Origin of the sequence: Leclercia adecarboxylata (genome assembly GCF_006874705.1) — a bacterium.
GTDB classification, from domain to species: domain Bacteria; phylum Pseudomonadota; class Gammaproteobacteria; order Enterobacterales; family Enterobacteriaceae; genus Enterobacter; species Enterobacter adecarboxylatus_C.
Genome location: NZ_CP035382.1, coordinates 4,031,616 through 4,044,647, shown reverse-complemented (window position 1 = coordinate 4,044,647; position 13,032 = coordinate 4,031,616). Strand labels below are relative to the sequence as shown.

Annotated in this window: 12 protein-coding genes; 2 read left to right on the top strand and 10 right to left on the bottom strand. The window is 56.9% G+C overall.

Annotated features, from left to right (window positions below):
• Positions 1-61 precede the first annotated feature (61 nt).
• The 5 genes from ES815_RS20280 to ES815_RS20260 form a co-directional block, all read right to left on the bottom strand.
• Entirely contained in the window at positions 62-2,623 is a 2,562-nt protein-coding gene (locus ES815_RS20280; RefSeq protein WP_142489422.1) for an autotransporter domain-containing protein, read from the bottom strand.
• Between the two features lie 359 nt (positions 2,624-2,982).
• On the bottom strand, positions 2,983-3,318 hold the full coding sequence (locus ES815_RS20275) for a hypothetical protein (protein ID WP_142489421.1): 336 nt from the start codon (positions 3,316-3,318) through the stop codon (positions 2,983-2,985).
• A gap of 67 nt (positions 3,319-3,385) precedes the next feature.
• The gene (locus tag ES815_RS20270; protein WP_142489420.1) at positions 3,386-4,648 is read right to left on the bottom strand and encodes a type II toxin-antitoxin system HipA family toxin; all 1,263 of its coding nucleotides are present in this window, start codon (positions 4,646-4,648) and stop codon (positions 3,386-3,388) included.
• Positions 4,641-4,955, bottom strand: a complete 315-nt coding sequence (locus ES815_RS20265) for a helix-turn-helix transcriptional regulator (RefSeq protein WP_197090584.1) — start codon at positions 4,953-4,955, stop codon at positions 4,641-4,643. Before ES815_RS20265 ends, ES815_RS20270 begins: the two co-directional genes overlap by 8 nt.
• 147 nt (positions 4,956-5,102) lie before the next feature.
• A complete protein-coding gene (locus ES815_RS20260; RefSeq protein ID WP_142489418.1) occupies positions 5,103-5,858 on the bottom strand; it encodes a DeoR/GlpR family DNA-binding transcription regulator in 756 nt (251 codons plus the stop codon).
• 87 nt (positions 5,859-5,945) lie between these two features.
• Between ES815_RS20260 and ES815_RS20255 the strand changes: the two genes are divergently transcribed.
• The gene (locus ES815_RS20255) at positions 5,946-6,530 is read left to right on the top strand and encodes an NUDIX domain-containing protein (protein WP_142489417.1); all 585 of its coding nucleotides are present in this window, start codon (positions 5,946-5,948) and stop codon (positions 6,528-6,530) included.
• 87 nt (positions 6,531-6,617) lie between these two features.
• Positions 6,618-7,376 (top strand): trans-aconitate 2-methyltransferase, encoded by a 759-nt coding sequence (tam, locus tag ES815_RS20250; protein WP_142489416.1) that lies wholly within the window; start codon positions 6,618-6,620, stop codon positions 7,374-7,376.
• On the opposite strand, the gene ES815_RS20245 is transcribed toward tam, so the two are convergent.
• The 5 genes from ES815_RS20245 to ES815_RS20225 form a co-directional block, all read right to left on the bottom strand.
• Complete coding sequence (locus ES815_RS20245) at positions 7,377-8,567, bottom strand: cytochrome c biogenesis protein/redoxin (RefSeq protein WP_142489415.1); 1,191 nt, start codon at positions 8,565-8,567, stop codon at positions 7,377-7,379. It lies immediately after the preceding gene.
• 240 nt (positions 8,568-8,807) lie between these two features.
• Positions 8,808-10,109 (bottom strand): ATP-binding protein, encoded by a 1,302-nt coding sequence (locus ES815_RS20240; RefSeq protein WP_142489414.1) that lies wholly within the window; start codon positions 10,107-10,109, stop codon positions 8,808-8,810.
• A complete protein-coding gene (locus ES815_RS20235; protein WP_142489413.1) occupies positions 10,106-10,846 on the bottom strand; it encodes a response regulator in 741 nt (246 codons plus the stop codon). The genes ES815_RS20240 and ES815_RS20235 overlap by 4 nt, the downstream gene beginning before the upstream one ends.
• A gap of 47 nt (positions 10,847-10,893) precedes the next feature.
• Positions 10,894-11,889 carry an alpha/beta fold hydrolase gene (locus ES815_RS20230; RefSeq protein WP_142489412.1) on the bottom strand — a complete coding sequence of 332 codons (996 nt, stop codon included), beginning with the start codon at positions 11,887-11,889 and terminating at the stop codon, positions 10,894-10,896.
• Positions 11,890-12,021: 132 nt separating this feature from the next.
• Positions 12,022-12,936, bottom strand: coding sequence for a bestrophin family protein (locus tag ES815_RS20225; RefSeq protein WP_142489411.1), 915 nt, complete (start codon positions 12,934-12,936; stop codon positions 12,022-12,024).
• Positions 12,937-13,032 lie beyond the last annotated feature (96 nt).

The window sequence follows — 13,032 nt, the reverse complement described above, 5'->3', positions numbered from 1 at the left end:
TGCTGCAAAAAAAAACGGCAGGGATCCTGAGATCCCTGCCGTTTGGTTGGGTCAGACTGGGTTAGAACTGATAGCTGATACCGGCCTGTACGCTGGCATCGTTATCCACATCACCCGTACCGAAGTACACTCCGGTGTTAACGGAGAAGTTGTTACCGATGGTGGTATTAATACCCGCCCCGAAGATACCCATTGAGGTGTTATGACCGTCGGTGTTGTGATAATCCGCCGCTTTGATGTCGGTATTATCGCTAAACTCGGTCTGGTAACGGGCATCGGCCCATGGGTAGAGCTCGACGTTCTTGTTGAGATCCGCGAGCTTAGTGGTCACGTGCATACCGACGCTGGTATTCCACTGCGAAACCTGGTTATCGCTGAAGGTCAGCTCTTTGTCAGAGAAGCCTTTCTCCTCTGCTTTATCCCAGCCTAAAGTCGCATATGGCTGGAGGACGGTCTCACCCGGCAGCATCACGTTGACACCGGTACGCAGCTGGGTGGTATACAGGTTACCATCCGCGGAGCCGCTTAATGCTTCGGTCATGCCGCTGGTGTCCTCTTTGCTGTTTTTCGCCGACATTGAGTAACGCATATCGCCGTAGCTGAAGCTGCCGTCAACGAACATACCCCACAGGTTGTCGTGCAGCGCCTGCTGCCAGCCGGCATAAACGCTGTAGTAGTTGCCATAGACAGTATCGTTGAAGCTGTTAGCGCCGCCGCTGTTGCTCTGGTCGCGGCTGCGGGTCCAGCCCAGCGCCACACCGCCGGTCAGGCTGTCGCCGTTTGTCAGGTGGGTCGTCCAGTCAACGCCGCCCTGCACACCCTGGGTGATGTCCTGGTAATCAACGTCATCGCTGTAATCCCCATGATGGTAGAGGAAGTCGCCCCAGAGTTGCGCCCCATCCGCCGTGTGGCCATACAGATTTTGCAGGTGAACCTGATCCAGGCGGTTTGCCAGATCGTCCGTTATCATGCGGCCTGCCTGTTTGGCGGCATCCAGACCGGCAATCGCCCCCTGGACATCGCTGGCCAGTTCACCGCGCGAGCTGTCGAGCAGTACGTTGTAAGCATTCGGTGTGGCAGTCAGCCCGGCACGTTTACTCAGCTGTGCCGCCTGCTCAATGGTCAGGGAATCATTGTAGTTGTAAGCGCCGCTGCGGCTTTCAACCTGCTGTGAACCGTTGCTGAACTGGGCTTCAACGGCATCGGCCGGGTTACCGGTGGTAGAGAATGTCGCGATCTGAACGTTTTTCTGGTTCAGGGTAGACGGGGAAATCTGGGTTACCGTCAGGTTGTTGTTGGTCCCGGTGACGTTACCAAAATCAACGGTGCTGTCGGAGGTCATTGCCACCTGGACATTGCTGCCGGTGGTTTCGGCCACTAAACGGGAGCCATTCTGGATAGTCCAGCCGGTATTGTCGTTTAACTTATCGATGTCGATATTGTTATCCGAGGTGGTGTTTACCGTTTCAAATCCGCTGATCTGGCCGGTGATGGAGCTGCTGGCATCCATCGACAGCTCATCGGTGCCGGTACCCGCATCCACGTTACCGGTGACAGAGGAGTTATTGGCCAGCACGACCGTGTCATCTCCCGCTCCGGTCGTAATATTGCCGTTGACGGTAGCGTTATTCAGATTCACCGTGGTGTTACTTTCATCGGCGGTAATAATGTTGCCGTTCAGGGTGCTGCTGTCGAGGGAGATCTGCGCCGTAGAGGAGCCATTCCCGACAACCGCAACAGAGCCATTTACCGTGGTGCCGTTGGTCAGCGCAATAGTGGATGCCTGCTGACCATAGATACCCATCGCAATTGTTTGCCCCTGAAGCGCCGAGGTAATAGTTGATGCATCCGCGTTGCCTGCATAGGCCCCTTCGAAATAGCCCTGCAACGTCGCGTTAGTTTCATTTGCCGTCACGGTACTGTTATCAACGCTAATGGTGTTGTTGCTGTTAGTGAAAGCATAAATAGCGCCGTTAACGGTGCTGTTCCCGGCAACATTAATGGTGTTATCCCCGCCGGTCACGGTATAAATAGCACCGCCAAGGGTACTGCCATTTTCGATATTAACGGTGTTGGTACCCTCATTGGCACCGGAGTCAACAAAAATAGCCGCCCCACCCATATAGGTTTTCGCATGCGATGCCGCACCGTAGATGAGGTTGTCATTCTCTCCGGTCAGCGTGGAATTATTGATATCAATGTTAAAGCTGCCGTTATCACCCGGCTTGTTGTTGCCACCCTCAATCATGTCGGTGGTCGCGCCGTTCTGCAGGGTAATATTTTTGGTACCACCATAATTAGCCTGAATAAACGTCCCGCTCATGTCGGTGCCGTCTACGGTCAGTGACTGAGTATCTTCCTGTTTGTTATCCCACAGATAGATAGCGTCATTGCCGTTGCCGGTGCTGTTGGTATTGGCATCATTGGTGTAAGCGGAGCCATTATCATTAACAGCCCAGGTCTCGGTGCCATTAGGACCATGATAATTCGTACTCTTGAATCCGCAGGTGCTGGTTGGCGCATCGGCTGGAGAGCAGTCTGCTGCTAAGGCATAGCCGGAAAAAGCAGTCAGAGAGAACAGGATGCATTGTGATAACAAGGTACGGCGAGTTTTATAGCGCATTTTTATATCCCTAAGATGATTCTGATAAACAATCGATCGAAGAGATTCTTACGCAATAAAAACCAATTAAGAATAGTCTTGCCGCCTGCTATTTGTAATATTAATTTCACGCGCACCATTTTAATAAAAATCTAAAACCCAGCGTAATCAGTGTGTTTTTTATATTAATAGATTCATGTAATGAATGGTTCCGATCGCTTATTCAACACCTAATGCCGCCATAGCCCCCCATTTTTATATATCCCCCCTAGTGATTATAAACATGCAAGAACGAGGAGCGTCAGAGCGCTAAAAATAATGTTTAGGATACTAACATTTTGTTTCATTGGCGGGAGGAAGATGCAGCTCCCGCCCGAAGGTTATATTTTCAGTTCAGGAACAAGGGCTTTTTTGTCCGACATGCAGGTTTGCCACGCCTTGCCCGGCTCGCCATTATCCAGCACCGAGGAGGTTCGATATTCCACCGTGCGGGTACGCTGGTCAGACGCCACGTACTCTATGGTCGTCCAGCGGGTATTGGCATCCTTCCCTTCAGCGGTGAGTTCGATGGTCTGGTTTTTCACAATTTCGGCGCATTCGCTTGCCGCGGCCTCTACTTTGCGAAACTTTTTCTCTTCGGGGGACGTGCCCTCATTGGACATACACCCGGTAAACAGCACACAGGCGAGAGATAACAGGCTGATTTTTTGCAGCATCACGCAGTCCTTTTGTTAAACAAGCATTAGCTGAAGCGTAGCCTATGCAGCTGCGCTCTTCCTGGCTTTAACGGAGCTGCTTGATGTTGGCATCAATTTGCTTTTGCATGGCACGCCGGGTAGCCGGGGTAATTTTGCCCGGAAGCAGCGCTTCGGCATAAACGGAAAATCCACTGGCGACATCGGCAATGCTCGCAATCAGCCGGTTAACCTGCGTTTCACTGAGATCCGCCTCCTGGGTGCCCAACCACAGCAGATGCTGTTTATTAATATTTAACGCCTCGCCCATAATATCCATCTGGTGGTATCCGCCTGGGCCTTCGTTCCAGGTGACATCAAACGCAGGCGCCAGCGACCACGTCCCTTCGGCAGACATTAAATACGCGAAATTTTTTGGGTGATCGTCGCGGTTATTGAATATGACGTTAAAGACAACCCGGGCAAAGGCGCGCGCTTTTTCTCGCACATCGTTGGTACAGAACTGCGTGGCGCGCATAAAGGTGGCGTAATCCAGCGAGCCCGGCGCCCGATAATCCGCTCCGGTAAATGCCGCCAGGCTTTGCATCGGTACACGCATCCCGGCTTGCCGATCGAAGCGCTTGCTGGCAAACGCCGCATAGCCGCCCGGCAGATCAAAATATTCTGTTTGCGGGGTATCAATGCCGCACTCCCGCAGGCACTGGGCATAAACCATCTCAATGGCGCACACTTCGGCAGGCTCATCCCTGGCAGGAAACTTGATCAGCCAGGGTTCATAGCCCATTACGGGGATCGTGGTGAATCTCCCGGTGACAGTGTCACGATAGAGCAAGGCTTTAGGCCTTGCCCCCTGCGGAGAGCCCCCCATCTGCAGCAGCCGGTGTAAAAATGCCCCGCCTTCGCCTTCCAGCACCTCCCTTACCTCTTCTGCAAGCTGCGTCAGGGGGATATCGTTCTGTGGCGCGGCAAGATCGGCCTGAACAGGCACAAAAGACATCGCCCCCATCGCATTACTGCCAATGTAGGTCAGTCTTTCAAGGGGGCCGACACGGGCCGTACTCAGGCCACGCTGCCTGAACAAGCGATCCATCAGCAGCATACCCCAGCCGTCAGGCAGGGAGTCATAGACCGGGCCAGGCAAACCTAACTGGTGAGCGGGAAAATTTTGTCGCAGCTTGTCACCCTTAAGAGGAAGACTAAACGCAGATAATTCAAAACCTTTTTCCAGCGCCTGCGGGCTGTATTCGAAGAAGATCAGCGGCCGCCCGGTCAGTGCGATGGTGGTCGCCAGCGTTCCCCACAACCAGCGTTCACCCCAGCCCTCGTAATAAACCTCTACGCGATCAGGCATCATGACTCCTTTTCCTTATGCGCTGGCGGGACGCGCTGGCTTCGAAGCGCTGAAGATCGTCCAGGCTCTCGAGCTGCGGCTGAAACAGGTTCTCCAGCTCAGGGGTAAGACCCAGCACCATCGCCACACGAACCACAACTTCAAAGCCGACGTTGCGCCCCGCCTCCAGATTTGAAACCGTATTCACCCCCACGCCAGCCCGTTGCGCCAGTTCGGCCTGGGTAAACTGGCGGCGAATGCGCTCCTGGCGTAATCGCTCGCACAGCAACTTAACGATCTCATCAGGCTTTTTGAAGTTTAAATCCATTATTTTGTACCTTAACCGCGATTTTTGGCGTTAACACACAATATTATAGAGTTACTCTCATCGTTTCGCTATCAGCCATAAATCACAAAATAAGAGAATTAACGCGAAGAATCAGGATTAAACAACATAATGCTGGAGTTAAGCGAGTCATGCTTTCACAACCGAAATCCCCTGCTGACTCACCGCATCCACCCAGCGGCTGTCGGTATCCGGTTCAACCACCAGGGTGTTGATCAGCGAAAGCTCGCCGATCGTGAAGGAGGATGCGGTATTAATTTTTTCCGGCGAGGCCAGCACCACCGTTTCTGCAGCTCTGCCGGAAAATGCCCGTTTGATGCACGCTTCTTCATAATCTCCCGTGGTTAACCCGGCCTCAGGGTGGATCCCGGTCACTCCCATGAAAAACAGATCCGCATGGATATGCGCAACGCCTTCAATTGCCGCGGCGCCGACCGTGACAACCGAGTGGCGGAACAGGCGTCCGCCGATCAGGATCACCTCCACCCGGGGATAGGCCACCAGCGCCAGGGCAATGCCCGGGCTGTGGGTCACCGCCGTGAAAGGCAGATCCGCAGGCAGGCAGCGCACCAGCTCGGCGGTAGTGGTTCCGCCGTCGATAATCACCACCTGGCCGGGCGAGATCAGTTCGACGCCCTTCTTCGCCACCCGCTTTTTCGCCTCGATGCCCAGATGGCTCCGCTCGGCAAAGCTGGAGACCGCCTTTGATGCCGGCAACGCGCCGCCGTGTACCCGCTGTAAACGCCCCTCGGCGGCCAGCTCGCGCAAATCCCGACGAATGGTGTCTTCCGACACGTCAAATTCCAGGCTGAGGGTTTTGGATAACACTTGCCCCTCGGAACTCAGTTTTTCGAGGATCAGCTGTTTGCGTTGACGAGTGAGCATGGGACGGTTCCTGAGGCTGCATGTTTGATCTTGATATTGCACGAATGTGCGGTTTATGATGCCCACTCTACGTAAACAGGAGGCACCGTGCAATCAAATCGTGCAGAAGTACGCATTCTCGATAGCCAGACGTTGTCAGATGACTGGTACACACTCAAAAAATACACCTTCGATGTGCGCCGCCGTAACGGGGAGTGGCAGCGCCAGAACCGTGAAGCCTATGATCGGGGAAACGGCGCCACGATCCTGCTCTACAACCGTGAGAAACGAACGGTGATCCTCACCCGTCAGTTTCGTTTTCCGGTGTACATCAACGGTCACGACGGCTATCTGATTGAAGCCGCTGCCGGGCTGCTCGATAACATGGCGCCGGAAAAGCGCATCAAGGCCGAAGCGGAAGAAGAGACCGGGTATCAAATTGACCATGTGGAGAAAGTCTTTGAGGCCTTTATGAGCCCCGGTTCGGTCACCGAGAAACTCTACTTTTACATCGCGGAGTATCGCCCTGGCGATCGCACCAGCGAGGGTGGCGGCATTGAGGCCGAAGGTGAAGATATCGAAGTGCTGGAGTGGCCCATAGAACAGGCGTTGCAGGCCATTGATAACGGCCTGATTGTCGATGGCAAAACCATTATGCTGCTGTATCACGTTGCCCTGAAGGGGATCTTCTAGCCTATTCGCGCCGACAGAAACGGATTTCTGTCATCCTGCAAACCGCATCATCTACACTTCTGAAAAGAGCAAACCGGAGATGCCTGCATGACCGACTGGAACCCCGCCCTGTATCTGCAATACGGCGCTGAACGCACCCGACCCGCCTTAGAACTCCTTTCCCGCATTGCGCTTGACGAGGTTACCGATGTCGTCGATCTGGGCTGCGGGCCGGGCAACAGCACGGCGCTGCTTCAGCAGCGCTGGCCCTCGGCGCGCATCACCGGAGTCGATACCTCGCCCGCGATGCTGGTGGAGGCCAGAGCCGCGCTGCCCGACTGCCGGTTTGTAGAGGCCGATATTCGCCACTATCGCCCGGAACAGGCTCTGAGCGTGATCTACGCCAACGCTTCGTTGCAGTGGGTTGAGAACCATTACGACCTGCTGCCGCATCTGGTCTCGCTGCTGAAGCTGAACGGCGTGCTGGCGATCCAGATGCCGGATAACGATCTGGAGCCGACGCACATGCTGATGCGGGAGGTGGCCTTTGAACAGGATTATCCGGATCGCGGCCGCGCGGCCCTGGCGGGCGTCCATGCGTATTACGATATTCTGACCGAGGCGGGATGCAAGGTGGACATCTGGCGCACCACCTATTTTCACCAGATGAGTTCGCACCAGGCGATTATTGACTGGGTGAGCGCTACCGGTCTGCGGCCCTGGCTGCAGGATCTGAACGAGAGCGAGCAACAGCGCTATCTGCATCGCTATCATCAGCTGCTGGAAGAGCAGTATCCGCTGCAGGAAAACGGGCAGATACTGCTGGCCTTCCCGCGCCTGTTTATCATTGCCAGACGCGAACCCTGATTACGCCTTCGCCTCTTTCAGCAGCTGCTGGATCACCTGCTCCTGCTTGTCGTTATTCCCCTCCCCGAAAGAGGCGTAGCGCAGCTGGCCTTTGGCATCGAAGAAGTAGTGCGCCGGCCAGTAACGATTGCCGAAGGCCGTCCAGATCTTGTAGTTGTTGTCAGTCACCACCCGGTACGGCAGTTGCCATTTGTTGATGGCCTGCTGCACCGACGTCAGCGGTTTTTCCCACGGATATTCCGGGGTATGGACGCCAATCACCACCAGTCCCTGGGCCTGATATTTATTGGCCCATTCGCGAACGTGCGGCAGCGTATGCTGACAGTTGATGCAGTCCCAGGTCCAGAAGTCGATCAGCACTACCTTACCTTTTAACGACGCCGGGCTGACCGGCTCACCGTTCAGCCATCCGGTTCCGCCTTCCAGCGACGGCATAGCGCTGGTGGTGACGGGCTGCGCCACCGGCTGAAGCCTGGGCTGAGGGGAGCTTTCCGGCACCAGCTGCAACAGCGTTTTCTCAAGCCGGTCGGCTACGCCGTTTGCTCCCTGAAAGACGCTGTTCAGACCGAACGCGGTAAACGCCACCGACATCAGCATCGCAACCCCCGCCGCTTTTCGCAGCCCGTCCATCAGCCCAGACTGGGTTTTCAGACGCGCAATCAGCGCCTGCCCGCTAAAGCCGAGCAGCGCGAGCATGACGGCGCAGCCGCTGCCGTACGCTGCCAGCAGGCTACCGGTAGCAATCGGGTTATGGCCTGCGAGACTCAGGCTGAGAATGGCCCCCAGCACCGGCCCGGCGCACGGCGACCACAGCAGCCCGACCGCCAGCCCGGCGAGCACTGCCGAGGCGATGCCCCGGGTGCGGCTGCTCCGGGTATTGATCGCATTGCCGAGACGTAATGCGGGCCCGGCAATGCGCTGCGCAAATGGCGGGAAGATCAAGGCCAGCGCGGCGAGGCTCAACAACGCCAGCGCAATCCAGCGTCCGACAATCGTAGCGCTGACCACCCAGTCGCTGGCGACGGCGATCAGGCTGGCGACCAGGGTAAACATGATCACCATCCCAAACAGCATGGCGATAAGCTGGCGCTTCTGGCCGCGAAAACCGGCGAACAGCAGCGGGATGACGGGAAGCGTACAGGGGCTGAGCAGGCTGACCATCCCACCTAAAAATGCGATTAAAAGAAACATAACACACCTCACTAAAGCGGTTGGCTGCGACTATTGCAGTGAGGCTATTACAGCGTGGGGAGGTATCTGGCATGTGTGGGCAATTGGGGATTTTGTCAGGTGGTGTATTCGTTTAGCGCCGGGATACAGTGCGGTACAAATGGTGCGGCCTGACTGCCCGGCGGGGCTACGCTTGCCGGGCCTACAAGGGCAAAGCAAGGGTTTTGTAGGCCGGGTAAGGCGCAGCCGCCACCCGGCAATTCACATCACCGGCAAGGTAATCCGTGCGCAAAGCCCGCCCTCGGGGCGGTTCGCCAGCTGTAACTGGCCGTCAAGCTGGGCGGTCAGCTGGGCGGCAATCGCCAGCCCCAGCCCCGTACCGCCGGTTTCCCGGTTGCGGGAGGATTCCACGCGGTAGAACGGCTGCAACACCGCCGCCAGCTCGTCTCCGGGAATACCCGGGCCGTTATCCTCTACGGCGATCAACACCGTTTTGTCGTGCACCGTCAGCGTCACCTCTGCGGCATCGCCAAACTTCAGGGCATTATCCAGCAGATTAGTCAGGATACGGTGCAGCGCCTGCGGACGGGTAGCAAAAGGCAAGGCGGTGCGGGCGGCAGTAAACTGCACGTTTTTACCGGTATCGGTGTAATCGCAGATCAGGGTATCGATAAAGTTATAGAGATCGACGTTGCGCACCGGCTCGGGCGAAACCCCGGATGAACGGGCGTAGTCGATCCCCTCCCGCACCAGCCGGGTCATGCTGTCCAGATCCTGGGTCAGTTTGTCGCGCAGCTCGGGCTGGTCGGCCATCTCCACCCGCAGCCGCATCCGGGTGATGGGCGTCTGTAAATCATGTGAGATAGCGGCGAGGATCTGCGCCCTCTCCTTCAGCGAGGTCTGGATCCGGGCCTGCATGGCGTTAAAGGCGCGGGCTGCATGCTGCACCTCCAGCGGGCCTTGCTCGGTGAGCATCAGTGGATTGGGGCTGGCGGGCTCAAGGGTATCGACTGCCCGGGTAAAGCGGGTAAAGGGACGCACCACCTGGCGCACCGCCAGCCAGGCGCAGATCGCCACCAGCAGCAGCTGAATAACAAACACCACCGGCAGCCAGCGGGCCACCGGCGGCATCCGGGGGGTGAGATCCAGCGTCAGCGGCGAGCCGTCGCCCAGGGTCAGGTGCGCCTGAATATGCGAAACCGGCCCCGGCACCGCCGTGAAGCGCAGCGGATACCGGGTTTCCAGGCTCTCTGTTATCGTGCGGACCGCATCCCGGGAACGGGCGTCTGCGGGTGGAGCGCCCGGCTCGCCCGGGCCCAGCACATAGTGATAGTTATCCCGGTCAAGACGCGGAAGCCACTGCGCCCGCTCACTGGCGGGCAGCCGGTCAAGAATCGCCACGCTGGTGGAGACATCGTCCTGCAGATTACCCAGCATCACGTTACGCACGCTGCTCATGCGCTCGGCCATCACCAGCGCCAGGCTCAGGCCGTTGGCAAGCAGCAAACCCAGCAGGACGATCAGCAGCAGACGATAATGCAGCGAACGCGGCCAAAGCCTCATTCTCTGACCTCAAGAATGCTCACCGGCATCGAAAAGACATAGCCTTCACTGCGCACTGTTTTTATATACCGTGGTGAGCGTACATCCTCATTCAGACGCTGTCGCACGCGGCTGACCAGCAGATCGATGGAGCGTTCGAACAGCTCCGCATCCCGGCCCTGTGTAAAATTCAGCAGCTGATCGCGGGTTAATACGCGCTGGGGATGATCGACAAACACCCGCAGCAAACGGTACTCCGCCCCGCTCAGCGCCACGATGGTGCCGGTGGCATCCAGCAGATGACGGGCGCTGGTGTCGAGCTGCCAGTCGCCGAAGGCGATGATCCGTCCGGCTTCGGTCACCTGCAGGTTGGGCGGCAGCGTGCGAAAGCGGCGCAGTATCGCTTTGATCCGCGCCAGCAGCTCGCGCGCCACAAAGGGTTTGACCACATAATCGTCGGCCCCCATCTCCAGACCCAGAATGCGATCCATGTCGTCGTGGCGCGCGGTCAACATCAGTATCGGCAGATCTTTATGTTGCCCGCTGCGCAGCTGGCGGCACAGGGTGAGTCCGTCGTCACCGGGCATCATGATATCCAGCACCACCAGATCGACCGCCTGTTTATCGAGTACGGCACGCATCTCTTTGCCGTTGGCGGCGCCGGTGGCGCGATAGCCCGACTTCAGCAGATAATCGACGACCAGCTCGCGAATATCCCGGTCGTCATCGACGACAAGTATGTGATCGATTGTCTCCACCCTAAGCTCCTGTTTATCAGCAATTCGCCAAAAATAGCATAGTTGGCTTACAACCGATCCGCATCCACCACCGCCTTGACGAAGTCCTGCGGATCTTCCTGCGCCGGATTGTGGCCGATGTTGCCGGTAAAGGTGCGATGCTGATATTTGCCGGTGAATTTCGCGGCATAGGCTTCAGGAGCCGGGTGCGGCGCACCGTTATTGTCGCCTTCGATGGTAATGGTCGGCACGCTGATGGTCGGGCCAGCCGCCAGCTTTTGTTCATAGCTGTCGTAGCGGCGTTCTCCTTTTTCGAGCCCCAGACGCCAGCGGTAGTTGCTGATAGTGACCGCCACGTGATCCGGGTTATCCAGCGCTTTGGCGCTGACGTTAAAAGTGGCGTCGCTGAATTTCCAGCCGGGCGAGGCCAGAGTCCAGATCAGTTTCGCGAAGTCATGGGTGTTGGCGGCATAGCCCTTTTCACCGCGCTCGGTGGCGAAATAGAACTGATACCACCACTGTAACTCGGCCTGCGGCGGCAGCGGTTTTTCCCCTGTCTTCTGATTGCCAATCAGATACCCGCTCACCGAAACCAGCGATTTCACGCGCTCCGGCCACAGTGCCGCCACGATATCCGCCGTTCTGGCCCCCCAGTCGTAACCGGCGAAGACCGCACGTTTGATTTTCAGCGCATCCATCAGGTTAATGACGTCTTTCGCCATGGCCGCTGGCTGACCGTTGCGCGGCGTGCCCGGCGACAGAAAATGCGTCGTCCCGAACCCGCGGTTGTACGGCACAATCACCCGGTAGCCTTTTGCCGCAAGCTGAGGGGCAACCTGGGCATAGCTTTGAATGTCGTACGGCCAGCCGTGAAGCAGGATCACCGGTTCGCCGTTTTTCGGCCCGATATCGACATAGCCAATATTCAGATCGCCCGCGTCAATCTGGCGGATCTGGTTAAAAGCAGCGGCATAATCCGTGCCCGCCGCTTCGGCCTGACAGGCGGAAACGGTCGCGAAAGAGAGGGTCAGCGCCAGGGTTGAATAAGCCAGTTTGTTCATCATGGTGGTATCTCCGGGTCAGTAGAATTTACCCGCTTATCTCACCACCCTGATGTATGCCGAATATGTGCAAAATGGCCCGTTTTGCAAGCCGCTGTATCCTGCCCGCGCCCGGATACACTGGGATACAAACGCTTACGTCAGCTGGTAATATTTGTCCGGCAGTTTGCGCGCCGGGATCTGCTGCTCATCGTTCATCTGCAGCAGATCAATCTCCATCGCGTTGCAGATGGCATCCAGCGGTAAATCGTTATTCTCGGTGCCGAAGGGCTCCTCCAGCTCTTCCGCCAGGGTATCCAGCGAGATAAAGGTGTAGGAGATCAGCACCGACACGAACGGCGTCATGTAGTGCAGATCGCTGACCAGCGCAAACGGCAGCATGATGCAGAACAGGTAGACGGTGCGGTGCAGGATCAGGGTGTAGGCAAAAGGCACCGGGGTGTTGGCGATACGCTCGCAGCCGGCCAGCACGGTCGACATATCATTGAGACGAATATTCAGGCTGTGGAACAGGATATCCGACAACTCCCCTTTCCGGCGTCTTACCGCCAGCCATTCGCCCATGATCAGCAGAATGCGGTTAGCAGGCGAGCTGGAATCCATCGCCACGCGCAGGTTTTCCTCGGAAAGATACGCCGAAAGCTGGTCGGCCTGGGGCTGTCTGCGCAGGGTCATGCGCAGACAATGGGCAAACGCAATCTGCAGGCGGACAAACTCGCCAAGCGCGGGGTCGTCCGGCAGCGTGTTTTTGACTTCGCGGAACAGCGAGCGCGACGCAATCATCAGCTGGCCCCACAACTGCCGCGCTTCGACATAGCGTGCGTAGCAGGCGTTATTGCGGAACCCGAGGAAGATCGCGATGGCGACCCCGAGAATACTGAACGGCGCTACCGTCAGACGAATGCCCAGCGAGGTGTACCAGGGCAACATCAGGATCACGACGATAGAGAGCAAAAAGTTTAGAAACAGGCGGGAAAAGATTTTGGTCAGCACGGAACCGTGCCAGACAAAAATCAGACGCAACCAGTGCTGTTGAGGTCGAACAATCATAGTCAGCTTCATCGGGAAAAAAGAGCGGTGACTATTAAACGTGATCGTCGTCACGGTTGCAAGTATGTTAAAAAATGATGACGTTATTGCGAGGCG